Source organism: Streptomyces sp. NPDC033216 (assembly GCF_055577115.1).
The window spans coordinates 691,189-714,639 of record NZ_JBVIQK010000002.1 but is presented as its reverse complement, the minus strand read 5'-3'; the positions used below and the strand labels follow the sequence as shown (position 1 = coordinate 714,639).

Genomic DNA, 23,451 nt, shown 5'->3' with positions numbered 1-23,451 from the left:
GACGAGGAGCGCGACTACATGTACGCGGAGTACGCCAAGGACCCGCGCATGCGCGCCAACATCGGCATCCGCCGCCGCCTGGCCCCCCTCCTGGAGAACGACCGCAACCAGATCGAACTCTTCACCGCTCTGCTGCTCTCCCTGCCGGGCTCACCGATCCTGTACTACGGCGACGAGATCGGCATGGGCGACAACATCTGGCTCGGCGACCGGGACGCCGTCCGCACCCCCATGCAGTGGACACCGGACCGCAACGCGGGCTTCTCCTCCTCCGATCCGGGGCGCCTGTACCTGCCCACGATCATGGACCCCGTCTACGGCTACCAGGTCACCAACGTCGAGGCGTCGATGGCGTCGCCCTCCTCGCTGCTGCACTGGACCCGCCGCATGATCGAGATCCGCAAGCAGAACCCCGCCTTCGGCCTCGGCTCCTACACCGAGCTGCCGTCCTCCAACCCGGCCGTCCTCGCCTTCCTGCGCGAGTACGAGGACGACCTGGTCCTGTGCGTCCACAACTTCTCCCGCTTCGCCCAGCCCACCGAGCTGGACCTGAGCCGGTTCGGCGGCCGCCACCCCGTGGAGCTGTTCGGTGGAGTCCGTTTTCCGGCCGTGGGCGAGCTGCCTTACTTGCTCACTCTCGGGGGACACGGTTTCTACTGGTTCCGATTGCGCAGGGAGACCGTCTAGAACCCCCGCGGCGGGGCGGTTTCCCCCGCCCCGCCCGGGGCACGCATCAGTAACACCCCGACCCCCGCGGGGAAAGGACGTGACGCCATGGCGGAAACGGTCATACTCTCCGGCACGACCAGCCCCGGGCTTCTCGCGTCCCTGGCCCCCCTGCTGCGTGAGTGGCTGCCGCGGCAGCGCTGGTTCGCCGGCAAGGGGACTGCGGTCACGGGATTCTCGCTGGTGGCGGGCACCGAGCTGGTGCCCGCCGCGTCCAGGCTGGGCCTCTACCACCTGCTGGTCCGCGCCCACCAGGGAGCCGGACCCGGCGACTGCTACCAGCTGCTGATCGGCGCGCGCGAGGCGCTGCCGCCGCGGCTGGCGCCCGCGATGATCGGGCATGTGCCGGACGGACCGCTCGGCGGCCGGACCGTCTACGACGCCCTGTACGACCCCCGGGCGGCCGACGTCGTCCTGGAGGCGCTGCGCACCGAGGCCCGGATCGGCGTCCTGCGCTGCGAGCGGGACCCCGCGCAGGAGATACGCGCCGGTCTCGCGCCCCGGCGGCTGACCGCGGAGCAGTCGAATTCGTCGGTCGTCTTTGGAGATACGTTCATCCTGAAGCTGCTGCGCCGGGTCGTCCCCGGCGTCAACCCCGACCTGGAGCTACCGCTGGCACTGGCCCGCGAAGGCTCCTCCCGCGTGCCCGCGCCGACCGCGTGGCTGCACGCGGACCTGGAGGACGGCGCCGGCGAGACGTACGTCCTCGGGGTGCTCCAGCCGTACGTGCAGGGCGCGACGGACGGCTGGGAGCTGGCCCTGCGGGAGCTGGCCAAGGGCGAGGACTTCGCCGCCGAGGCACGGGCGCTGGGCCGGGCCACCGCCGAGGTGCACCTGGCTCTGGCCCGCGCGCTGCCCACCGCGACCCTCGGCCACGCCCAGCTCGGATCGCTCGTCCACGGCATGACCGAGCGTCTCGACGCGGCCGCCCAGGCGGTGCCCGCGCTGCGCCCCTACGCGCCCGGCCTGCGTACCGCCTTCTCGGCGCTGGCCGACCTCGCGGCCGAGGGCCGGACCTGGACCGCCCAGCGTGTCCACGGCGACCTGCACCTCGGACAGTGCCTGCGCGCCCCCTCCGGAAAGTGGTCGCTGATCGACTTCGAGGGCGAGCCGGCCCGCCCGCTGGCCGAGCGCAGAATGCCCCAGCCGGCCGTCCGGGACGTGGCGGGCATGCTGCGCTCCTTCGACTACGCCGCCCTGTCCAACGACCCGCCGGCCCCCGGGTGGGCCGAGGTGTGCCGGGCCGCGTACTGCACCGGCTACGCCGAGGTGTCCGGCGCCGACCCCCGCACCGACCCCGTACTGCTCCGGGCCTACGAGACGGACAAGGCGGTCTACGAGGTCGTCTACGAGGCCCGGCACCGCCCCGACTGGCTCTCCGTCCCGCTGTCCGCGATACGTCGGCTCGCCGCATCCGACCCGTCCTGAGGAGGCTTGCCCCGTGACTCCCAGCCCCCCGTCCCCCCACGGCTCTGACCCGAAGAACCCGAAGGACCCGAAGAAGGCCCCGGTCGAGAAGACGGTGGCCAAGAAGACGGTGGCCCAGAAGGCGGCGGGCAAGAAGGTGGCGGCTGCCGGGAAGGCCTCCGCGAAGAAGGCCGCCGCCGGGGAGGCCTCGGCGCGGAAGGCCGTCACGAAGAAGGCCGTCACGGCGAAGGCCGTGACCAAGAAAGCCGTGACCAGGAAAGCCGTGGCGAAGAAGGCCGCTCCGCGCGGGAGCGCCGAGAAGAACCCTCCCGTCGCGGCCTCGGCCGGGTCCCTGGAGGTCGCCCTCTCCCCCGCGCTGGACGCCGATGACCGTGAGCGGCTGCTGCACGGCACGCACCACAACCCGCACGCCGTGCTCGGCGCGCACCCGGCCCCCGGCGGGGTCGTCGTCCGCGCCTTCCGACCCCACGCCCTCTCCGTCACCGTCGTCACGGGCGAGGTGCGCGCGGAGCTGCACGACGACGGCGACGGCTTCTTCTCCGGCCTGCTCCCCCTGCGGGAGGTACGGGCCTACCGTCTCGTCGTCGCGTACGAGGGGACGGTCCAGGAGACCGAGGACCCGTACCGCTTCCTGCCCACACTGGGCGACCTGGACCTGCATCTGATCGGCGAGGGCCGGCACGAGGAACTGTGGACGGTGCTCGGCGCGCACCCGATGACCCACGAGGACGTGAGCGGCACCCGCTTCTCGGTGTGGGCGCCCAACGCGCGCGCGGTGCGGCTCGCGGGCACCTTCAACTTCTGGGACGGCATCGGCCATCCCATGCGGTCACTGGGCTCCTCCGGGGTGTGGGAGCTGTTCGTGCCGGGGATCGGCGAGGGTGAGCTGTACAAGTTCGACATCACCCGGCCCGACGGGTCCCGTACCCAGCGCGCCGATCCGATGGCCCGACGCACGGAGACCCCGCCGGCCACCTCCTCGGTGGTGGAGGCCTCGCACTACGAGTGGGGCGACGAGGAGTGGCTGGCGAGTCGGGGGGAACGTCCGGCCCACGAGGCGCCGCTCTCGATCTACGAGGTCCATCTGCCGTCCTGGCGACCGGGCCTGACGTACCGTCAACTGGCCGAGCAGCTGCCCGCGTACGTGAAGGAGCTGGGCTTCACGCACGTCGAGCTGATGCCGATCGCCGAACACCCCTTCGGCGGCTCCTGGGGCTATCAGGTCACCGGCTTCTACGCGCCCACGGCCCGCCTCGGCACGCCCGACGACTTCCGGTTCCTCGTGGACGCGCTGCACCGGGCGGGCATCGGCGTCCTCATGGACTGGGTGCCGGCGCACTTCCCGCGGGACGACTGGGCGCTGGCCGAGTTCGACGGGCGGCCCCTCTACGAGCACGGGGATCCGCTGCGGGCCGCCCATCCCGACTGGGGGACGCTGGAGTTCGACTACGGGCGGCGCGAGGTGCGCAACTTCCTCGTCGCCAACGCGGTGTACTGGTGCGAGGAGTTCCACATCGACGGGCTCCGGGTGGACGCCGTCGCCTCCATGCTCTACCTCGACTACTCGCGCGAACCCGGCCAGTGGACGCCGAACGAGCACGGCGGCCGGGAGAACCTCGACGCGGTGGCCTTCCTCCAGGAGATGAACGCCACGCTGTACCGGCGCGTCCCCGGTGTCGTGACCATCGCGGAGGAGTCCACGGCCTGGGACGGCGTCACCCGCGCCACCCACCACCGGGGGCCGAGCGGCTTCGGCGGCCTCGGCTTCGGGCTGAAGTGGAACATGGGGTGGATGCACGACTCGCTCCAGTACATGAGCCACGAACCCGTGTACCGCAAGTACCACCACGGCGAGATGACCTTCTCCATGGTGTACGCCTACAGCGAGAACTACGTCCTGCCCATCTCCCACGACGAGGTCGTGCACGGCAAGAAGTCGCTCGTGTCGAAGATGCCCGGCGACTGGTGGCAGCAGCGTGCCAACCTGCGTGCCTACCTGGCGTACATGTGGGCCCACCCCGGCAAGCAGCTCCTCTTCATGGGACAGGAGTTCGCCCAGGGGGCGGAGTGGTCGGAGGAGCACGGGCCCGACTGGTGGTTGCTCGACCCCGCGTACGGTGCGGAGGCCGACCATCGTGGTGTGCGGGAGCTGGTCCGTGATCTGAACTCCGTCTACCGGTCGACGCCCGCGCTGTGGGAGCGGGACACCGCCGCGGACGGCTTCCGGTGGGTGGTGGGGGACGCCGCCGACGACAACGTCCTCGCCTTCCTGCGCCTCGACGCGGACGGTACGCCGCTGTTGGCGGTGTCCCACTTCTCGCCCGTCGTCCGCCACGACTACCGGCTGGGGGTGCCGGACGACGTACCCGCGTGGTACGAGGTGCTCAACACGGACGCCGGGCAGTACGGGGGCAGTGACGTGTTCCAGCCCGACCCGGTGAAGCCGGAACCCCAGCCGTGGCATGGCCACCCGGCGTCCGTCCGGCTGACGCTGCCCCCACTGTCGACGGTGTGGCTGCGCCCGGCGTAGTCGTTCCGTCGCCCCAGCCGCCCTGCCCCGGCCCGAACCGGGGGAGCCGAGCCGCCCCCGCCCCCCGCCTCCGGGCTGTACGTCACCGTCCTCGGCCTCCCCCACAGGGTCCGCGGACGGGCTGGTACGCCGGCCGAGCCGGGAGCGGGCGGGCGCGGGCCGGGGGCGGAACCTCAGGGGCCGGCCCACCCGAGGGTTTCCGCCAACGGCTTCGGCAGGCTCCCCGTGTGCAGGACGCCCAGCCGCTGGGTCGCCCGGGTCAGGGCGACGTACAGGTCGCTCGTGCCGTAGCGGGACGGTTCCACCACCAGGACCGAATCGAATTCCAGGCCCTTGGACTGGCGGGGGTCCAGGAGGACGACCTTGTGGGTGAGGTCCGGCTCGGCGTCCGCGGTGACTCCGTCGAGGCGGGCCGCCAGCCGCCGGTGCAGATCACGCGGGGCGATCACCGCGAGCCGCCCCTCCGGGGGGGTCAGCTCGTCCACCGCCTCGGCGACCGCGCCGGGCAGGTCGTCGGTGGCGCGCGCCCAGGGCCGTACGCCGGTGGACCGTACCGAACTGGGCGGCACGAAGTCCGGCTGCTCGGCGCGGACGACGGCCGCGGCGACGTCCATGATCTCCGCGGGGGTGCGGTAGTTGACGCCCAGCCGGGTGTGTTCCCAGCGGTCCCCGACATACGGTTCGAGGATGCCCGACCAGGAGCCGACGCCGGCCGCCTCCGCGGTCTGCGCCGGATCGCCGACCAGGGTCATGGACCGGGTCGGGACGCGCCGCATCAGCAGCCGCCAGGCCATCGGCGACAGCTCCTGCGCCTCGTCGACGATGATGTGCCCGAACGCCCAGGTCCGGTCGGCCGCCGCGCGCTCGGCGGCGCTGCGGTGGTCGTCCTCCTCGTGGCGTTCGGCGAAACGTTCGGCGTCGATGATGTGGTGGGCCGACAGGACCTCGCTGGCATCCGGGTCGCTGTCCTCCTTGTCCTCGAACTCGTACGTCCGGGAGGCGTACGAGACGTCCAGCACGCCCTGCGCGTAGGCGACCTGCCGTTCCCGCTCGCGTTCGGCGCGCTCCCGTGCCTCCCGGTCGTCCTCGCCGAGGAGTTCGGCGGCCTCGTCGAGCAGCGGGACGTCCGCGACCGTCCAGGCCCGGGTGACCGGGCGGCGGATGGCGGCGGCGTCCTCGTCGGGGACGTACCCCTCGGGGTCGGCGAGGAAGTCGGCGACCACCTGCCGCGGGGTGAGCACCGGCCACAGCTGGTCGACGGCCGCCCACACCTCGGGGTTCTCGGCCAGCTCGTCGCGGATCTGGGTGACGTCGCTGGGGTCGAGGAGGCTGGAGCCGTCGTAGGGGTCGGTGCCGACGCGTTCGGCGTACAGCTCGGTGAGGGTGTTGAGGATGTGGCCCTCGAAGTGTTCGCGGGCGGCGTTGTGCGGCAGCTTCGCGGCCCGGGCGCGTTCGCGGGCGACGCCCACCAGCCCCTCGTCGAGCATCAGCACCTCCCGGTCGTGCTCGATCGCGATCACCGGGTCGGGCAACGCCTGCCGGTCGCGTACGACGGCGGCCAGGACGTCGGCCATGTCGGCGCGGCCCTTCACGGCGGCCGCCTCGGAGGTGTCGGCGGCCGTCGCCCTCACGCCCGGGTACAGCTCGCCGACCGTCGCCAGGAGGACGCCGGTCTCACCGAGCGAGGGGAGCACCTCGCCGATGTAGCCGAGGAAGGCGGGGTTCGGGCCGACGATCAGCACGGCCCGCTTGGCGAGCAGTTCGCGGTGCTCGTAGAGGAGGTAGGCGGCGCGGTGCAGGGCGACGGCCGTCTTGCCGGTGCCGGGACCGCCCTCGACGACCAGCACCCCGCGGTGGGGTGCGCGGATGATCTCGTCCTGCTCGGCCTGGATGGTCTGCACGATGTCGTGCATGCGGCCGGTGCGGGCGGAGTTGAGGGCGGCGAGCAGGACGGCGTCGCCTGCGGGGTCCTCGTGGCCGGTGCGGGTGGCGTCGCCGAGGTCGAGGAACTCGTCGTGCAGGGCGGTGACCCGGCGGCCGTCGGTGGAGATGTGCCGACGGCGGCGCAGGCCCATCGGGGTGTGGCCGGTGGCCAGGTAGAAGGGACGGGCGACGTCGGCCCGCCAGTCGACGAGGACGGGGGTGCGCTCGGGATCGTCCCGGCGCAGACCGATCCGGCCGATGTGGTGGCTGGTGCCGGAGGACAGGTCGATCCGGCCGAAGCAGAGCGAGCCGTCCACGGCGTTCAGCGCGGCGAGGAGTCCGGAGCGTTCGGCGACGAGGATGTCCCGCTCCAGGCGGGCTTGCATGGGGGTGTTGCCCTGGGCGAGGGCGTCGGTGACGGCGGCCTCGGTGACACCGCGCAGGGCGTCCACGCGCGCGTACAGACCGTCGATGAATTCCTGTTCACCGCGCATTTCCCCGTCTGCGAATTCGGTGTTCACGTCGGTGTCCGTAGAGGTGTTCACGTCGGTGTCCGTAGAGGTGCTCGCATCGGTACCTGCATCGGTGCTCGCGTCGGTGTTTGACAATTCCGCTCCCGCCCGGATATACTGCGTTCACTGGACTTCTCCGCGATTCATTTTCCTGAAGTCGCGAATCGTCGAATATACGCCGAGAAAACCCCCGGACGCAATTGTCCGGGGGTTTTCTCGTACGGGTCCGCGGTTGGCGGTGACGGGCTCAGAGGACGTCCGACAGTTCCTCCAGCAGGCGCCGCTTCGCTCGCGCCCCCACCATCGCCTTCACCGGCTCACCGGCCCGGAAGACCACGAACGTCGGCATCGACAGCACCTTGTACCGATTGGTCGTCCGCGGATTCCGGTCCACGTTCAGCTGCACCACCTTCAGCCGCTCACCCTCCTCCTCGGCGAGCGCCTTGAGCACCGGCGCCATCTGCCGGCACGGCGGGCACCAGTCGGCGGTGAACTCCACCAACACCGGCAGATCCGCCGCGAGCACCTCCGACCCGAAGTCCGCGTCGGTCACCTCGTCCACTCCGGCCACCTTGGTCACCGCTCCTGCCCTCCCAGTTCGCACACGGGCTCCGGGCCCCCCGGAACCAGCGCCCCGGCGGCCAGCTCGTCACGTGCCTGCTCGGCCCGCGCCAGCTGCCCGGCGACCTTCTCGCGGACCGCTGTCAGCTCCCCGACGAGCGCGTCCAGCTCGTCCAGCTTGCGCCGGTACACCGCGAGCGAGGCCGGGCACGAGTCGCCCTCCGGGTGCCCGGACCGCAGACACTCCACGAAGGGCCGGGTCTCCTCCAGCTCGAACCCGAAGTCCCGCAACGTCCTGATCTGCCGCAACGCCCGCAGGTCGCCCTCGTCGTAGGCCCGGTGCCCCAGTTCGTCGCGCCGCGCGGGCAGCAGCCCCCGCGACTCGTAGTACCGCAGCGTCCGCGTCGTGGTCCCGGCCCGTGCGGCCAGCTCGCCGATTCGCATGCCTACGAACGTACGGCTTGACGCCGACGTCAAGGCAAGGCCCTGCCCTCACCGAGGCGGAACCCTCACTCCGGCGGCCGGAGCGGTCTCCGGTCCACCGGGAGGACGGCACGATCGACGTGGTGGTCCCACCGCCGGCTCGGACGACGTCCGGTGCCGCCGACTCGCCGAGGCGCGTCGGCGGCACCGGACGAGGCTCAGCGCGCCCCGCTGGACTCCCGCTCCTTCTCCTTGGCGCCCGCCGCCTTCGCCTCCTCGGCCGGCACCGGCTTCTCCTTGCCCGGCAGCAGCGCCGCCACCGCTACGGTCCCGACGCCGAGGACCACCGCGCCGACCAGGCTGGTGTGGGCCACCGCGTCCGCGAACGAGGAGCCGACCGAGTCGGCCATGTGCCGCGCGTTCTCGGCGAGTTGGGCCGCCTGCGCCTTGAGCTGCGCGGCCTGCTGCGGGTCGGTCGACCGGGTCGCCTGCTCACCGAGCTGCCGCGCCTTGTCGGCGACGCCCTGCGCGACGGCGTACCCGGCGCCGACCGAGTCCTGGGCGGTGGCGAGGGTGCCGGCCGGGAGGCCGCTGCCGGACGCGGCGTCCCCGAGGTGGTCGGAGTAGGACGTGCCCAGCAGCGAGCCGAGGATCGCGATGCCGAGGGAGCCGCCCAGCTCCAGCGAGGTGTCGTTCACGGCGCCGCCGACGCCCAGTTCGGACTCGGGGAACGCCCCCATGATGGCGTCCGTGCAGGGCGACAGGGCGAGCCCGATCGCCACGCCGAGGACGACGAGGGGCGCCACGAAGTCGCCGTACGAGGACGTGGCGTCGACCTGGGTGAGAAGGGCGAGGGCCGCCGTGCCGCCGACCATGCCCGCGGTGACCGTCCACTTCATGCCGACGCGCGGGGTGAGGTAGGCGGTCAGCGCGGAGCCGACGAACACCGCGCCGGCCAGGGGCAGCATGCGCAGGCCGGTGTCGAGCGCGTCGTAGCCGAGGACGAACTGGAGGTGCTGCGTGAGGTAGTAGAACGCGCCGAAGACGGCCAGGAAGAACAGGGCGACGGCGAGGTTGGACCCGGCGAAGCGCCGGTCGGTGAAGCGCCGCACGTCCAGCACCGGGCGCGGGTGGCGCAGCTCCCACAGCACGAACGCGAGCAGGGCCGCGGCGGCGACGACCGCCGCGCCGATCGCCTTGGGGCCCCAGCCGAAGTGCGGCCCTTCGATGATCATGTAGACGAGCGCGCCGATCCAGACCACCGACAGCAGTCCGCCGACGTAGTCGATGCGGTCGTGGTGCCCGGCCTTGGACGGCGGGACGACGACGAGCGCGCCGACGATCGCGAGGACGGCGACGGGCACGTTGATCAGGAACGTCGAGGACCAGCCGTGGTTCTCCAGCAGCGCGCCGGCGACGAGCGGACCGGCCGCGATGGCGAGGCCGGCGGTCGCGGTCCACAGGGTGATCGCCTTGGCGCGTTCCGCGCGCGGGAAGGTCGCGGCGAGCAGCGACAGCGTCGCGGGCATGATGAGCGCCGCGCCCACGCCCATCACGGCACGGGCCGCGATCACGGCGGTGGAGCTGTCGGCGAGGTAGCCGGAGACCGCGCCGCCGGCGAACACCACGAGTCCGAGGACGAGCGCCCCGCGCCGGCTGTACTTGTCGCCGATCGCGCCGAGCAGCAGCATCAGCGCCGCGTACGGCACGGTGTAGCCGTCGATGACCCACTGGAGGTCGGCGCTGGAGAGGCCGAGGTCCTCGGTCATCGCGGGCGCGGCGACCGTGAGGGCGGTGTTCGCCATCACGATGATCAGCAGGCTCAGACAGAGGACGAGGAGCGCCCACCAGCGTCGGCGGTAGGGGCCCTCCATCCGTTCGACCGGTTCGTTCATGACGAGTCGCATGGCAGGGGTCGCCTTCCTCAGGACGTACGCGGCTACAATTGCACAACGATGTGCAATATACGTCCACTGCACAGTACTGTGCAAATCCAGGGCGCGGAATGAGCCATCCACGGAAGACAGGCACAATGGCCGCCATGACCACGGGTAACAGCAGTCGCGCCGAGGCAAACCGACGCCGCATCCTCGATGTGGCCCTCGCCGAGCTGCTGCGCGACCCGGACGCGTCGATGGACCAGATCGCGCGCGCCGCCGGTGTCGTACGGCGCACGGTGTACGGGCACTTCCCCAGCCGTGAGGCGCTGATCAGCACGCTGGTCGACGAGGCGGTGGCGGCGCTGGCGGCCGCCCAGGAACCGGAACGCGAGGCCGCCGGGGACCCGGCGGAGGAGCTGGCCCGGTCCGTGCTGGCCGTGTGGCACATCGCCGACCGCTACCGCCTGCTGGTCGCGCTGGCCCAGCGCACGGTCACCATGCAGGGCATCCGGGAGCGGCTGGCCCCGGTGCGCCGGGACACGACCCGGCTGCTCCAGCGGGGTCTGGACTCGGGGACGTTCGTCTCACCCCTGCCGGCGCCGGCGCTGGCGTACGTGCACGAGCAGATCGTGTTCGCGCTGATGGAAGCCGTGAACGACGAGTTGCTGAGCACGCACGAGGCGGGCCACTCGGCCGCCGTCACGACGCTGACCGCCGCGGGCGTGCCCGCCACCCTGGCCACCGCGCTGGTGACGAGGGTGAGCGGGTCCGGCTGACCTACGGCGACCGTCGCCTGAAACGCCGCGGGCCCTCGGCCAGGGGACGCCGAGGACCTGCGGGAGCAACGGAGACCGGGCGGCTGAGCTACGGGGGAGCGCTCAGCCGCCCGGCGTGGGGGGGCGGACACCGCCGGAGCGGGAGGCCGGCGGCGGGTGGAGCGGGTTCCGGGTGCCCGGCCCCGGTTCAGGCGGGGCCGGGCACCCGGAGTGTGAGGAGAAGCGTCTCCCGACACTTCTCGGCGCCTCTCGACGCCTGTCGGCGCCTGTCTGGCGCCTCTCGACGGGCGTCAGGCCTTGGCGAGTTCCTTCTCGCCCTCCTCGCGCTGCTCGGGCAGGTCCGCCGCCGGGGCGACCTGGCCGCCGTGGGCGTCGTCGAGGAGGGTCTTCTCGTCGAAGGGCAGCTCACCGGCGAGCACGCGTCCCACGCGCTCCCTGTCGATCTCCTTGGTCCAGGTGCCGATCAGGACCGTGGCGACGGCGTTGCCCGCGAAGTTCGTCAGGGCACGGGCCTCGCTCATGAAGCGGTCGATGCCGACGATGAGGCCGATGCCGTCCACCAGGGCCGGCTTGTGCGACTGGAGGCCGCCCGCCAGGGTCGCCAGGCCGGCGCCGGTGACACCGGCGGCGCCCTTGGAGGCGACCAGCAGGAACAGCAGCAGCGGGATCTGCTCGCCGACCGACATCGGCGTACCCATGGCGTCGGCGATGTACAGCGAGGCCATGGTCATGTAGATCATGGTGCCGTCGAGGTTGAAGGAGTAGCCGGTCGGGACGGTGATGCCGACGACGGGCTTGCTGACGCCCAGGTGCTCCATCTTCGCGATGAGCCGCGGCAGCGCGGACTCGGAGGAGGAGGTGGACAGGATCAGCAGGAACTCGCGGAAGAGGTACTTGAACAGGACGAAGATGTTCAGCCCCGAGACGACCCGCAGCAGCGTGCCGAGCACGATGAAGACGAAGAGGAAACAGGTGACGTAGAAGCCGAGCATCAGGACGGCGAGGCTCTTGAGGGCGTCCACGCCGGCCGAGCCGGTGACCGCGGCGATGGCACCGAAGGCACCGATCGGGGCGGCCCACATCACCATGCCGAGGATGCGGAAGACGAGCCGCTGGATGTGCTCGACACCGCGCAGGATCGGCTGGCCGGCCGGGCCCATGGCCTGGAGGGCGAAGCCCGCGAGCAACGCGACGAGCAGCGTCTGGAGCACCTCGCCGCCGGTGAACGCGGAGACGATCGTGGTCGGGATGATGCCGAGCAGGAACTCGGTGGTGTCCTTGGCCTCCGCCGACACCTGCGCCTGACCGGTCTCCTTGACCGCGTCGGTGAGCGCGAGGCCGGTGCCCGGCTCCAGGATGTTGCCGACGACGAGACCGATGCCGAGGGCGACCAGCGACATGACCATGAAGTAGCCGAGAGCGATACCGCCCACGGCGCCGACCTTGGCGGCCTTACGGACCGATCCGATGCCGAGCACGATCGTGCAGAAGATGATCGGCGAGATCATCATCTTGATCAGGTTCACGAAGCCGGTACCGATGGGCTTCAGCTCGACCGCGAAGTCCGGAGCGATCAGACCCACGGCGATACCGATGGCGACCGCGACGATCACCGCGATGTACAGATAGTGCGTGCGGTCCCGCTTGGCGGCGGGTACGGCGGATGCCGTATCGGGGGTGCTGGCGGCCACGGCTGCCCTCCTTGACGTCTTCGTCGGCATCACCGGCGTGCGGCTCACGTCCGGGGGTATGGGGGATGCCGTGACTATCCCCCCGCGCTGTGAGCGCGGTCACCCTTCCGTTCATTTAGTTCACGCCTGAGGCGCGGGGCACACTGACGGCATGCGCATCCCCGTCCCGAGACCCCGCAGCCTGGCCGGTCAGCTGTTCGCCATGCAGGCCGTCCTCATCGCGGTGGTCGTGGCGGGCTACGCGCTGTTCACCTACGTCAGCGACCGCGGCCAGGCCGAGGAGGCCGCGAGCCGGCAGGCCTCGGCGGTGGCCCGCTCGGTCGCCGATTCCCCTTCCGTGCGCGAGGCGATCGGCACCCCGGATCCCACGGCGCAGCTCCAGCCGTACGCGCTGCGGATCATGCACGACACCGAGGTCGACTTCGTCACGATCATGAATCCGGCGGGGATCCGCTGGACCCACCCGGACGAGAAGCAGATCGGTCTGCACTTCCGGGGCAACACGGCGCGGGCCCTCAAGGGCGAGACCTTCACGGAGACGTACACCGGCACCCTCGGCCCGTCCGTCCGCGCGGTCACTCCCGTGGCGGACGACGACGGCCGGATCATCGGGCTGGTCAGCGCCGGCATCAAGGTCGAGGCGATCACCAAGCGGGTGCAGGACCAGGTGACGGCGCTGTTCGGCGTCGCGGCCGGCGCGCTCGCGCTGGGCGCGGTCGGCACGTACGTCGTCAACGCCCGGCTGCGCCGCCACACGCACGGTATGAACGCGGCCGAGCTGAGCCGGATGCACGACTACCACCAGGCGGCGCTGCACGCGGTGCGCGAGGGACTGCTGATGCTGGACGGCCAGTACCGGGTGGCGCTGATCAACGACGGCGGTCGCGAACTGCTGGGCGTCTCGGGGGACGTGGTGGGCCGGTCGGTCGCCGGCCTCGGTCTGCCCGCCCCGCTGACGGGCGCCCTGCTGTCCTCCGAGCCTCGCGTGGACGAGGTGCACCTGACGGCGGACCGGGTGGTGGCGGTGAACACCTCGCCGGTGTCCGGCGGAGAGCGCCGGGGCACCGTGGTGACCCTCCGCGACGTCACCGAACTCCAGTCCCTGATGGGCGAGTTGGACTCGGAACGCGGTTTCACGCAGGCCCTGCGCTCGCAGGCCCACGAGGCGGCGAACCGCCTGCACACCGTCGTCTCGCTCATCGAACTGGGCCGCGCCGACGAGGCCGTGGACTTCGCCACCGCCGAGCTGGAACTGGCCCAGGCCCTGACCGACCAGGTGGTGGCCGCGGTGAGCGAGCCGGTGCTGGCGGCACTGCTGCTGGGCAAGACCGCGCAGGCCAACGAGCGGGGCGTGGAGCTGGTGGTGTCACAGGGGAGCGGCCTCGACGACGGGCTGCTCCCGGAGTCGCTGCCCGCCCGGGACCTGGTCACCATCCTGGGCAACCTCATCGACAACGCCGTGGACGCGGCACAGGGCAGCGTGCGGGCCCGGGTCACGGTGACCGTGTGCACCGAGGACCGGGCGGGGGCCGGCTCCGAGCGCCGCGCGGGGGGCGGGGGCGAGCTGGTGCTGCGGGTCACGGACACCGGAGCCGGGGTGGACCCGGCACACGCCGAGCAGGTCTTCGAGCGGGGCTTCTCCACGAAACCGTCCGGACCCGGGGGCCGTGGCCTCGGTCTGGCGCTCGTCCGGCAGGCCGTGCACCGTCACGACGGGGCGCTGTCGGTGGCGGAGGCCGAGGGGGGCGGAGCGGAGTTCGTGGTACGGCTGCCCCTGCGCACGACGGTTGCCGCCGTGCCCGTGTCGGGAGGCGAACGATGACAGGCGTCGCGGGTGTTCCGGGCGAAGGGCCGATCCGGGTGCTGGTGGTCGAGGACGACCCCGTCGCCGCCGACGCGCACGTCCTGTACGTGGGCCGGGTACCGGGGTTCGTCGCGGTGGGCAAGGCGCACACCGGCGCGGAGGCGCGGCGCCTGCTGGACCGTACGCCGGTGGACCTGCTCCTGCTCGACCTGCATCTGCCGGACGGGCACGGGCTCCAGCTGGCGCGTTCGCTGCGGGCGGCGGGGTATCACGCGGATGTGATAGCGGTCACGTCCGCGCGTGACCTGACGGTGGTCCGGGAGGGCGTGTCGCTGGGCGTCGTCCAGTACGTGCTGAAACCGTTCACCTTCGCCACCCTGCGCGACCGCCTCGTGCGGTACGCCGAGTTCCGGGGGGCGGCCGGCGAGGCGAGCGGCCAGGACGAGGTCGACCGCGCCCTGGCCGCCCTGCGCGCGCCGGGACCCGTCGCGCTGCCCAAGGGACTGAGCGGCCCGACCCTGGAACGGGTGACGGGGGCCGTGCGGGAGGCGGCGGAGGGACTGACCGCGGCGGGAGTGGCCGAGGCGGTGGGGATCTCCCGCATCACCGCCCGTCGCTACCTGGAACACCTGGTGGAGGCGGGCAGGGCGGAGCGCAAGCCGCTGTACGGGCAGGTGGGACGGCCCGAGCTGGTGTACCGGTGGGTCCCGGCCGGCCGGTGAGAGGGCCGCGAGCGGCGGCGTCGGCATGCCCGCGTCCCGGCAGGGGCGGATGACCGCCACGCCGAGCTGGAGCGGCGGCGGCGCGGCCGGTGCCGCGCGCGACGGCGGCCGGGACGTCCTCGACCGGATCACCGACCACTTCCGGACGGCCGTCGGGGAGGAGTCCGGCTGAGGCAGTCCGCAGGGCTGTCGGGGCCGGGTGGCCGGCGGTCTAGAAGACCGACTCCGCCTCGTCGATCCGGTGCTTGGGGACCGTCTTCAGCTCGGTCACCGCCTCCGCGAGCGGCACCATCTTCACGTCGGTGCCGCGCAGCGCGGTCATCATGCCGAACTCGCCGCGGTGCGCCGCCTCCACCGCGTGCCAGCCGAAGCGGGTCGCGAGGACACGGTCGTACGCCGTCGGTACGCCCCCGCGCTGGACGTGGCCGAGGATGACCGGGCGGGCCTCCTTGCCGAGCCGCTTCTCCAGCTCGTAGGCCAGCGCCGTGCCGATGCCCTGGAAGCGCTCGTGGCCGAACTGGTCGATCGCGCCCTTGCTGTAGTCCATGGTGCCGTCGGCGGGGTGGGCGCCCTCGGCCACGCAGATCACCGCGAACTTCTTGCCGCGCGCGAACCGCTCCTCGACCAGCTTCACGAGGTCGGCCGGGTCGAAGGGGCGCTCGGGCAGGCAGATGCCGTGGGCGCCGGCCGCCATGCCGGACTCCAGGGCGATCCAGCCGGCGTGCCGGCCCATGACCTCGACGACCATCACGCGCTGGTGGGACTCCGCCGTCGTCTTCAGACGGTCCATGGCCTCGGTGGCGACGCCGACGGCCGTGTCGAAGCCGAAGGTGCGGTCCGTGGCGGAGATGTCGTTGTCGATGGTCTTGGGGACGCCGACGACCGGCAGGCCCGCGTCGGACAGCATGCGGGCCGCCGTCAGCGTGCCCTCGCCGCCGATCGGGATCAGCGCGTCGATGCCGAACTCGTGGATCATGTCCGAGGCGTTGTCGCAGGCTTCGCGCAGGCGGTTGCGCTCCAGCCGGGAGGAGCCGAGGATCGTGCCGCCGCGGGCGAGGATACCGCTCACGGCGTTCAGGTCGAGGGTGCGGTAGTGGCCGTCGAGGAGACCGGCGTATCCGTCCTCGAAGCCGATCACCTCGTCGCCGTAGTTGTCGACCGCGCGGTGCACGACCGACCGGATCACGGCGTTCAGGCCGGGGCAGTCGCCGCCTGCGGTGAGGACTCCGATGCGCATCCTGCTGTGTCTCCTGCTCGCTGTGGGTACCGGTGAGCCAGTGCCGATTCTTTCATGCCCCCGCGGGGACTGTCGCTTGACGGGCGCCTTATCCGCGGTCGGGGGTATTGTCAAGAGGGTTCTGCTCACCTCGGTGGGCGATTTTTATGAGCGGGCGGAAGCCACCCAGACGGAACGGAGAGCACGCGTGACGCGCAGCGTGTACGTGACCGGGATCGACCGCGGCGACGGCCGCCAGGTCGTCGAGCTGGGGGTCATGGAACTCCTGACCCGCCAGGTCGACCGGGTGGGCGTCTTCCGCCCCCTCGTCCACGACGGGCCCGACCGCCTGTTCGACCTGCTGCGTGCCCGTTACCGGCTGTCGCAGGACCCCGGCACCGTCTACGGCATGGACTACCACGAGGCGTCCGCGCTCCAGGCCGAGCGGGGCGCCGACGAGCTGGTCTCCACGCTCGTCGACCGTTTCCACCGGGTGGCCCGCGACTACGACGTCGTCCTGGTCCTCGGCACCGACTACGCCGACACGCAGTTCCCGGACGAGCTGTCCCTGAACGCGCGCCTGGCGAACGAGTTCGGCGCCTCCGTGATCCCCGTCGTCGGCGGTCGCGGGCAGACCGCCGAGTCGGTGCTCGCCGAGACCCGCAACGCCTACCGCGCCTACGAGGGCCTGGGCTGCGACGTCCTCGCCATGATCGCCAACCGGGTCGCCCGCGAGGACCGCGAGGAGATCGCCGGACAGCTCGGCTCCCGGCTGCCGGTGCCCTGCTACGTCCTGCCCGACGAGCCCGCCCTGTCGGCGCCGACGGTCGCGCAGGTCAGCACCGCCCTGGGGGCGAGGGTGCTGCTCGGCGACGACTCGGGCCTGGCCCGCGACGCCCTCGGCTTCGTCTTCGGCGGCGCGATGCTGCCGAACTTCCTCCACGCCCTGACGCCCGGCGCCCTCGTCGTCACCCCCGGCGACCGGGCCGACCTGGTCGTCGGCTCGCTGGCCGCGCACAGCGCGGGCACCCCGCCGATAGCCGGCGTCCTGCTCACCCTGGGCGAGGTACCGAGCCAGGAGGTCCTCACGCTCGCCGCCCGCCTCGCGCCCGGCACGCCCGTGCTGTCCGTGGCCGGAAACAGCTTCCCCACCGCCGAGCAGTTGTTCTCCCTGGAGGGCAAGCTCAACGCGGCCACCCCGCGCAAGGCGGAGACCGCGCTCGGCCTCTTCGAGCGGCATGTCGACACCGCCGACCTGCTCAAGCGGGTGTCCGCGCCGAGCAACGACCGCGTCACACCGATGATGTTCGAGCACAAGCTGCTGGAACAGGCCCGCTCCGACCGCCGCCGGGTCGTCCTCCCCGAGGGCACCGAGGAACGGGTGCTGCACGCGGCCGAGGTCCTGCTGCGCCGCGGGGTCTGCGACCTGACCCTGCTCGGCCCGGCCGACCAGATCCGCAAGAAGGCCGCGGATCTCGGCATCGACCTGGGCGAGTGCCAGTTGATCGACCCCGCCACCAGCGAGCTGCGCGACTCCTTCGCCGAGAAGTACGCGCGGCTGCGCGCCCACAAGGGCGTCACGGTGGAGCTGGCGTACGACGTCGTCTCCGACGTGAACTACTTCGGCACGCTGATGGTCCAGGAGGGGCTCGCCGACGGGATGGTGTCGGGTTCCGTCCACTCCACGGCCGCCACGATCCGGCCCGCCTTCGAGATCATCAAGACGAAGCCGGACGCCGACATCGTCTCGTCGGTGTTCTTCATGTGCCTCGCCGACAAGGTCCTCGTCTACGGCGACTGCGCGGTGAACCCCGATCCGGACGCCGAGCAGCTCGCCGACATCGCCATCCAGTCGGCCGCGACCGCCGCGCAGTTCGGCGTGGAGCCACGGATCGCGATGCTGTCGTACTCGACGGGTACGTCCGGTTCGGGCGCCGACGTCGACAAGGTGCGCGAGGCCACCGAACTGGTCCGGCAGCGGCGCCCCGACCTGCGGATCGAGGGGCCGATCCAGTACGACGCGGCAGTGGAGCCGACCGTCGCCGCGACCAAGTTGCCGGGCTCCGAAGTCGCGGGCCAGGCCAGCGTGCTGATCTTCCCCGACCTCAACACCGGCAACAACACCTACAAGGCCGTGCAGCGTTCGGCCGGCGCGATCGCGGTCGGCCCGGTGCTCCAGGGGCTGCGCAAGCCGGTCAACGACCTGTCCCGAGGCGCCCTCGTGCAGGACATCGTCACCACCGTCGCCATCACGGCGATCCAGGCCCAGACCCTCGACCAGAAGGTTCCCCAGCAGTGACCGGCACCCGCGTCCTCGTTCTGAACTCCGGCTCCTCGTCGGTGAAGTACCAGCTGCTCGACATGAGCGACGGCAGCCGGCTGGCGCAGGGGCTCGTCGAGCGCATCGGCGAGCAGGCCTCGCGGCTCAGGCACACCCCGCTCGCGACGGGCGAGTCCCGCGAGTGGAGCGGGCCCATCCCCGATCACGACGCGGCCCTCGAGTCCGTCGCCGAAGAACTCGCCAAGGACGGACTGGGCCTGGACTCCCCGGAGTTGGCGGCGATCGGGCACCGGGTGGTGCACGGCGGCAAGCACTTCACCGAACCGACCGTGGTCGACGAGGCGGTGCTCGCGGAGATCGAGCGGCTGATCCCGGTGGCGCCGCTGCACAACCCGGCCAACCTGACCGGGATCCGCACGGCGCGGGCGCTGCGCCCGGACCTGCCGCAGGTAGCCGTCTTCGACACCGCCTTCCACACCACGATGCCGGAGTCGGCGGCGCGCTACGCGATCGACGTGAGGACCGCCGACGAGCACCGCATCCGGCGCTACGGCTTCCACGGCACCTCCCACGCCTACGTCTCCCGGGCGACCGCGAAGCTGCTGGGCAAGGCCCCCGACGAGGTGAACGTCATCGTGCTGCACCTCGGCAACGGGGCGTCCGCCTCCGCCGTACGGGGCGGGAAGTGCGTCGACACCTCGATGGGGCTCACGCCCCTCGAAGGCCTCGTCATGGGGACCCGCTCCGGGGACGCGGACCCGGCCGTCATCTTCCATTTGGCACGAGTTGGCGGAATGTCCATCGACGAAATCGACACTCTTCTCAACAAGAAGAGCGGCCTGATCGGCCTCTGCGGCGACAACGACATGCGGGAGATCGAGCGGCGGATCGGTGAGGGTGACGAACAGGCGAAGCTCGCCTTCGACATCTACATTCACCGTCTGAAGAAGTACATCGGCGCCTATTACGCCGTCCTCGGCCGGGTGGACGCGGTGGCCTTCACCGCCGGGGTCGGCGAGAACGCGGCGCCGGTGCGCGCGGCGGCCGTCGCGGGCCTGGAGACCCTGGGCCTGGCGGTGGATGACGCGCTGAACGCCGTACGGAGTGACGAGCCGCGGCTGATCTCGCCCGCGGGTGCGCGGGTGAGGGTCGCCGTGGTGCCGACGGACGAGGAACTGGAGATCGCCACGCAGACCTACGCGCTGGTCGAGCGGAATGGATATGCGGCTGGCCACGTGGCAACTGAGCAGGAAAGCAACTGAGCGCCTTCCCGCCCATTTGTACCTTCCACCAGACGGAATATCCGTAGCGAAACAAACCGATAGGATCGCCCCATGCGCCGTTCGAAAATCGTCTGTACTCTCGGCCCCGCGGTCGACTCCCACGAAATGCTCGTGTCGCTGATCGAGGCCGGCATGAACGTGGCCCGCTTCAACTTCAGCCACGGCTCGCACGCCGAGCACCAGGGCCGGTACGACCGCGTCCGGGCCGCGGCCAAGGAGACCGGCCGGGCCATCGGTGTCCTCGCCGACCTCCAGGGCCCGAAGATCCGCCTCGAGACCTTCGCCGAGGGTCCGGTCGAGCTGGTACGCGGTGACGAGTTCACCATCACCACCGACGACGTGCCCGGCGACAAGACGATCTGCGGCACGACCTACAAGGGCCTGCCCGGCGACGTCTCGCGCGGCGACCAGATCCTCATCAACGACGGCAACGTCGAGCTGAAGGTCCTGGACGTCGAGGGCCCGCGGGTGAAGACGATCGTCATCGAGGGCGGTGTCATCTCCGACCACAAGGGCATCAACCTGCCCGGCACCGCCGTCAACGTGCCCGCGCTGAGCGAGAAGGACATCGACGACCTCCGGTTCGCGCTGCGCATGGGCGCCGACCTGGTCGCGCTGTCCTTCGTCCGCGACGCCAAGGACGTCCAGGACGTGCACCGCGTCATGGACGAGGAGGGCCGCCGCGTCCCCGTCATCGCCAAGGTGGAGAAGCCGCAGGCGGTGGAGAACATGGAGGACGTCGTGATGGCGTTCGACGGCGTGATGGTCGCCCGTGGCGACCTGGCCGTCGAGTACCCCCTCGAGAGGGTCCCCATGGTGCAGAAGCGGCTCATCGAGCTGTGCCGCCGCAACGCCAAGCCGGTGATCGTGGCGACCCAGATGATGGAGTCGATGATCACCAACTCCCGTCCGACCCGCGCCGAGGCCTCCGACGTGGCCAACGCGATCCTGGACGGCGCCGACGCGGTCATGCTGTCCGCCGAGTCGAGCGTGGGCGCGTACCCGATCGAGACCGTGAAGACGATGTCGAAGATCGTCGCCGCGGCCGAGACGGAGCTGCTCTCCAAGGGCCTCCAGCCGCTGGTGCCGGGCAAGAAGCCGCGGACGCAGGGCGGTTCGATCGCCCGCGCCGCGTGCGAGATCGCCGACTTCCTCGGCGGCCGGGGCCTGGTGGCGTTCACCCAGTCCGGCGACACCGCCCGTCGTCTCTCGCGCTACCGCGCGACCCAGCCGATCATCGCCTTCACCACCGACGAGGGCACCCGCAACCAGCTGGCGCTCAGCTGGGGCGTCGAGTCGCACGTCGTGCCGTTCGTGAACAGCACCGACGAGATGGTCGACCTGGTGGACCAGGAGATCATCAAGCTCAACCGCTTCAACCCGGGCGAGATCGTGGTCATCACCGCCGGTTCGCCTCCCGGCGTCCCCGGCACCACCAACATGGTCCGCGTCCACCACCTGGGCGAGGAAGGTCGCGGCTGAGCCGCGCCGGCGGACCGCTGAACGGCACTGAGGGCGCCCCCTGTGGAAGGGGGCGCCCTCAGGCCTTGTGCGGCTCCCGGACGGGACTGCGGGGGGATGCCTACTTGGTGTTGTAGAGGTGCATCCCCGGTATGTGGAGGTCGCCGCCGAACTGGCCGGCCTGGACGACCTTCACCTTGGTGAAGTAGATCAGCGGGATGTTCAGCGGAGGCGGGTTCTCCGGGTCGAACGTCACCGGGATCAGACCGAACAGGTTCCCCGAGATGCTCTCGGTGTACATGATCGTGTCGCCGTTGCGGATGGTCGACGTCGTGCCCGAGCCGGCCTGGACGTGGTACGTCACGCCCGCCTGCTTGTCGCTGACCGTCTGGTGCAGGTCACCGATGTCGGTGCCCTGGGAGACGACGTACTTCAGGACCTTCTTCTTGGTCCCGTTGGCCGTCTTCACCTCGACGATGCCCTGGTAGTCGGCGCCCTTGAGGAGCAGCGAGCTGGCGTTGAGGTACCACGGGTCGTCCGGCAGCGGTGTCGTGTTGTCGATGCCGCTCTCGTCCTCGGTGGCGACCGGGCAGTCGTCGACGTCGGTCGTGGCGCTCTCGGACGGGCTCGGCGAGGCCGTGGCGTCCGCGCCGTCCGTGGCCGTCTCCTCCGCCTTCTCCCCGGTGTCCTCCACCGTGTCGCCCGCCTCGCCGGCGGTGTCCTTCACGGCGTCACCGCGGGCGTCACCGGCCGCGTCGCCGGAGTCGCCCTGCCCGGAGCCGCCCTTCCCGGAGTCGCCCGTGCCGGAGTCGCCCTTCCCGGAGTCGCCCTTCCCGGAGTCGCCCGTGCCGGTGTCCGTCGAGGTGTCGCCGCCGGTGCCCGTCGAGGCGGACTCGGAGGCCGACGGGGTCGGGCTCGCGGTGGCCGTCTTCCCGGCGTCCTTGCCGTCGAACAGATCGGTGATCGTGTCGCCGATCGTGTCCAGCAGGTTCTTGCCGGTCTCGGACGACGACGGGGTGGTCGTCGGAGTGTCGCCGGAGGTCTCGGACTTCTGCGGCTCGGACGCCGCCGACGAGGCCGCGGGGGCGGGCTCGACCGCTTCGCCGGAACCTGAATCCGGCGAAGTGGAGCCGCCCGAACCGCCGGAGGAGTCCGACGTACCGCCGGTTCCCTCGTCCTTGGAGTCGTCCTTGGAGTCGTCCTGGGAACCGGAGGCCGAGTCGTCCTTCGCGTCGTCCGCGGAGTCGCTCGCGCTCTCCGAGGCGGACGGGGTGGGCGACGCGGAGGCGCTCTCGGAGTCCTCCAGGGCCGCGACGCAGTCCTTGTACTCGTCGATGGTCAGGCTCTTGGACGCCGGCTGGTCCTCGGCGTTGGCGAGGGTCGGCGTGAACCCCATGCCCATGAGGACCGCCGTCGGCATGGCCGCCAGGGCTATCGCCTTGCCGGCCGGCATGTGGAGCCTGGTGAACAGCGGCTTCTTGGGTGCCGCGTGTCGGGGCCCGGTTCTCACGCGGGCAGCGTCCACACCGCTCCCGGTGGACACCTCGTCAGCCGGCACTGTGCCTCCCGTTCGCCCCGTTGGCCGGGCTCGTTCCTGACAGTTCGTTCGGCTCGTCCGTGCCGCCGACGTCGTCCTTGGTGAAGGCCGGACCCGTGCTGTACGGGTTCTGGGTGGGCCCACCCGCCGGGGCGGCTCCCGGGTGCTCCGGGTAGCCGGCGGCGGGGGTGGTGCCCGTGCCCGGGCCGTTCCCCGGCACCTGCTCCGCCGGCGGCGCTCCCGGCGCCCAGGACACGGCCATCGCTCCGCCGATCAGGGCCAGGAGGAAGCCGACGAGGAAGCCGCCGAGGTTGGACACCGGGATGGAGACGAGTCCCAGCAGGATCGCCGCGACGCCCGCGAAGACCCGTACGTGCTTCTGGAACCACAGGCTGACGCCCAGCACCACCAGCAGCCCGCCGATGATCAGTGAGCCGGCGCCGGCGGTGGTCGCCATCGCCAGCGTCAGATGACCGATCTGGAGGTGCGCGTACGGGAAGTAGGCGATGGGGAGCCCGCTGATCAGAACGAACAGGCCGGCCCAGAACGGCCTCGTGCCCCGCCAGGCGCGGAACTGCTGCCTCCGGTGGTCGAACTGGCCGGGGGCGACAGGGGTCTCGGCGCTCATGGAAAACAGCTCCCTGGTGCGGCGTTGCTGTGGTGGTTGTCCTGCTTGCGGGGACCGGCGCTCACTGCT

The 23,451-nt window shown here is 71.5% G+C and carries 18 protein-coding genes; 10 read left to right on the top strand and 8 right to left on the bottom strand.

Going from position 1 to position 23,451, the window contains the following annotated elements:
• The 3 genes from ACZ5Y0_RS06680 to glgB form a co-directional block, all read left to right on the top strand.
• Positions 1-687, top strand: a 687-nt coding sequence (locus tag ACZ5Y0_RS06680) for an alpha-glucosidase C-terminal domain-containing protein (protein ID WP_469127491.1), incomplete at its 5' end; no start/stop codon positions are given.
• An 87-nt stretch (positions 688-774) separates the two neighbouring features.
• Positions 775-2,154 (top strand): maltokinase N-terminal cap-like domain-containing protein, encoded by a 1,380-nt coding sequence (locus ACZ5Y0_RS06675; RefSeq protein WP_469127490.1) that lies wholly within the window; start codon positions 775-777, stop codon positions 2,152-2,154.
• A 13-nt stretch (positions 2,155-2,167) separates the two neighbouring features.
• Positions 2,168-4,684: a 1,4-alpha-glucan branching enzyme gene (gene glgB, locus ACZ5Y0_RS06670; RefSeq protein ID WP_469127489.1), complete on the top strand. Its 2,517-nt coding sequence runs from the start codon at positions 2,168-2,170 to the stop codon at positions 4,682-4,684.
• 173 nt (positions 4,685-4,857) lie between these two features.
• On the opposite strand, the gene ACZ5Y0_RS06665 is transcribed toward glgB, so the two are convergent.
• From ACZ5Y0_RS06665 to ACZ5Y0_RS06650, 4 genes are all read right to left on the bottom strand, one after another.
• Complete coding sequence (locus ACZ5Y0_RS06665) at positions 4,858-7,101, bottom strand: HelD family protein (protein ID WP_469127528.1); 2,244 nt, start codon at positions 7,099-7,101, stop codon at positions 4,858-4,860.
• A gap of 265 nt (positions 7,102-7,366) precedes the next feature.
• A complete protein-coding gene (locus ACZ5Y0_RS06660; RefSeq protein WP_469127488.1) occupies positions 7,367-7,699 on the bottom strand; it encodes a thioredoxin family protein in 333 nt (110 codons plus the stop codon).
• Positions 7,696-8,124, bottom strand: a complete 429-nt coding sequence (locus ACZ5Y0_RS06655; protein ID WP_469127487.1) for a MerR family transcriptional regulator — start codon at positions 8,122-8,124, stop codon at positions 7,696-7,698. The genes ACZ5Y0_RS06660 and ACZ5Y0_RS06655 overlap by 4 nt, the downstream gene beginning before the upstream one ends.
• Before the next feature lie 197 nt (positions 8,125-8,321).
• Positions 8,322-10,010, bottom strand: coding sequence for an MFS transporter (locus ACZ5Y0_RS06650; RefSeq protein ID WP_469127486.1), 1,689 nt, complete (start codon positions 10,008-10,010; stop codon positions 8,322-8,324).
• Positions 10,011-10,135: 125 nt separating this feature from the next.
• Here ACZ5Y0_RS06650 and ACZ5Y0_RS06645 point away from each other — a divergent pair, with 125 nt between their 5' ends.
• Positions 10,136-10,759 (top strand): TetR/AcrR family transcriptional regulator, encoded by a 624-nt coding sequence (locus ACZ5Y0_RS06645; RefSeq protein WP_469127485.1) that lies wholly within the window; start codon positions 10,136-10,138, stop codon positions 10,757-10,759.
• Between the two features lie 290 nt (positions 10,760-11,049).
• Here ACZ5Y0_RS06645 and ACZ5Y0_RS06640 read toward each other — a convergent pair whose 3' ends face one another.
• Positions 11,050-12,450, bottom strand: coding sequence for a cation:dicarboxylate symporter family transporter (locus ACZ5Y0_RS06640; protein WP_469127484.1), 1,401 nt, complete (start codon positions 12,448-12,450; stop codon positions 11,050-11,052).
• 151 nt (positions 12,451-12,601) lie between these two features.
• Here ACZ5Y0_RS06640 and ACZ5Y0_RS06635 point away from each other — a divergent pair, with 151 nt between their 5' ends.
• From ACZ5Y0_RS06635 to ACZ5Y0_RS06625, 3 genes are read left to right on the top strand one after another with little or no spacing between them, the layout of a single operon-like run.
• Positions 12,602-14,272: a sensor histidine kinase gene (locus tag ACZ5Y0_RS06635; protein WP_469127483.1), complete on the top strand. Its 1,671-nt coding sequence runs from the start codon at positions 12,602-12,604 to the stop codon at positions 14,270-14,272.
• Entirely contained in the window at positions 14,269-14,976 is a 708-nt protein-coding gene (locus tag ACZ5Y0_RS06630; protein WP_469127482.1) for a response regulator, read from the top strand. Before ACZ5Y0_RS06635 ends, ACZ5Y0_RS06630 begins: the two co-directional genes overlap by 4 nt.
• Positions 14,977-15,025: 49 nt before the next feature.
• Complete coding sequence (locus ACZ5Y0_RS06625) at positions 15,026-15,148, top strand: hypothetical protein (protein ID WP_469127481.1); 123 nt, start codon at positions 15,026-15,028, stop codon at positions 15,146-15,148.
• 39 nt (positions 15,149-15,187) lie between these two features.
• Here the strand turns inward: ACZ5Y0_RS06625 and ACZ5Y0_RS06620 are convergent, their stop codons facing one another.
• Entirely contained in the window at positions 15,188-16,213 is a 1,026-nt protein-coding gene (locus tag ACZ5Y0_RS06620) for an ATP-dependent 6-phosphofructokinase (RefSeq protein WP_467510321.1), read from the bottom strand.
• Between the two features lie 187 nt (positions 16,214-16,400).
• Between ACZ5Y0_RS06620 and pta the strand changes: the two genes are divergently transcribed.
• From pta to pyk, 3 genes are all read left to right on the top strand, one after another.
• The gene (gene pta / locus ACZ5Y0_RS06615) at positions 16,401-18,491 is read left to right on the top strand and encodes a phosphate acetyltransferase (RefSeq protein WP_469127480.1); all 2,091 of its coding nucleotides are present in this window, start codon (positions 16,401-16,403) and stop codon (positions 18,489-18,491) included.
• On the top strand, positions 18,488-19,735 hold the full coding sequence (locus tag ACZ5Y0_RS06610; RefSeq protein WP_469127479.1) for an acetate kinase: 1,248 nt from the start codon (positions 18,488-18,490) through the stop codon (positions 19,733-19,735). The genes pta and ACZ5Y0_RS06610 overlap by 4 nt, the downstream gene beginning before the upstream one ends.
• Positions 19,736-19,807: 72 nt before the next feature.
• The gene (pyk, locus tag ACZ5Y0_RS06605) at positions 19,808-21,238 is read left to right on the top strand and encodes a pyruvate kinase (RefSeq protein WP_469127478.1); all 1,431 of its coding nucleotides are present in this window, start codon (positions 19,808-19,810) and stop codon (positions 21,236-21,238) included.
• A 100-nt stretch (positions 21,239-21,338) separates the two neighbouring features.
• On the opposite strand, the gene ACZ5Y0_RS06600 is transcribed toward pyk, so the two are convergent.
• Both ACZ5Y0_RS06600 and ACZ5Y0_RS06595 read right to left on the bottom strand, forming a co-directional pair.
• Positions 21,339-22,775 (bottom strand): hypothetical protein, encoded by a 1,437-nt coding sequence (locus ACZ5Y0_RS06600; protein ID WP_469127477.1) that lies wholly within the window; start codon positions 22,773-22,775, stop codon positions 21,339-21,341.
• Positions 22,765-23,382, bottom strand: a complete 618-nt coding sequence (locus ACZ5Y0_RS06595; protein ID WP_469127476.1) for a DUF6114 domain-containing protein — start codon at positions 23,380-23,382, stop codon at positions 22,765-22,767. The genes ACZ5Y0_RS06600 and ACZ5Y0_RS06595 overlap by 11 nt, the downstream gene beginning before the upstream one ends.
• Positions 23,383-23,451: the final 69 nt, after the last annotated feature.

What these genes read in the sequence shown, in the direction of transcription:
- ACZ5Y0_RS06635 (WP_469127483.1), top strand. Translation starts at nt 12,602, where the DNA reads ATGCGCATCCCCGTCCCGAGACCCCGCAGCCTGGCCGGTCAGCTGTTC.
- ACZ5Y0_RS06650 (WP_469127486.1), bottom strand. Translation starts at nt 10,010, where the DNA reads ATGCGACTCGTCATGAACGAACCGGTCGAACGGATGGAGGGCCCCTAC.
- ACZ5Y0_RS06675 (WP_469127490.1), top strand. Translation starts at nt 775, where the DNA reads ATGGCGGAAACGGTCATACTCTCCGGCACGACCAGCCCCGGGCTTCTC.
- ACZ5Y0_RS06625 (WP_469127481.1), top strand. Translation starts at nt 15,026, where the DNA reads ATGACCGCCACGCCGAGCTGGAGCGGCGGCGGCGCGGCCGGTGCCGCG.
- ACZ5Y0_RS06620 (WP_467510321.1), bottom strand. Translation starts at nt 16,213, where the DNA reads ATGCGCATCGGAGTCCTCACCGCAGGCGGCGACTGCCCCGGCCTGAAC.
- ACZ5Y0_RS06655 (WP_469127487.1), bottom strand. Translation starts at nt 8,124, where the DNA reads ATGCGAATCGGCGAGCTGGCCGCACGGGCCGGGACCACGACGCGGACG.
- ACZ5Y0_RS06645 (WP_469127485.1), top strand. Translation starts at nt 10,136, where the DNA reads ATGGCCGCCATGACCACGGGTAACAGCAGTCGCGCCGAGGCAAACCGA.
- pyk (WP_469127478.1), top strand. Translation starts at nt 19,808, where the DNA reads ATGCGCCGTTCGAAAATCGTCTGTACTCTCGGCCCCGCGGTCGACTCC.
- ACZ5Y0_RS06595 (WP_469127476.1), bottom strand. Translation starts at nt 23,382, where the DNA reads ATGAGCGCCGAGACCCCTGTCGCCCCCGGCCAGTTCGACCACCGGAGG.
- ACZ5Y0_RS06665 (WP_469127528.1), bottom strand. Translation starts at nt 7,101, where the DNA reads ATGCGCGGTGAACAGGAATTCATCGACGGTCTGTACGCGCGCGTGGAC.
- ACZ5Y0_RS06630 (WP_469127482.1), top strand. Translation starts at nt 14,269, where the DNA reads ATGACAGGCGTCGCGGGTGTTCCGGGCGAAGGGCCGATCCGGGTGCTG.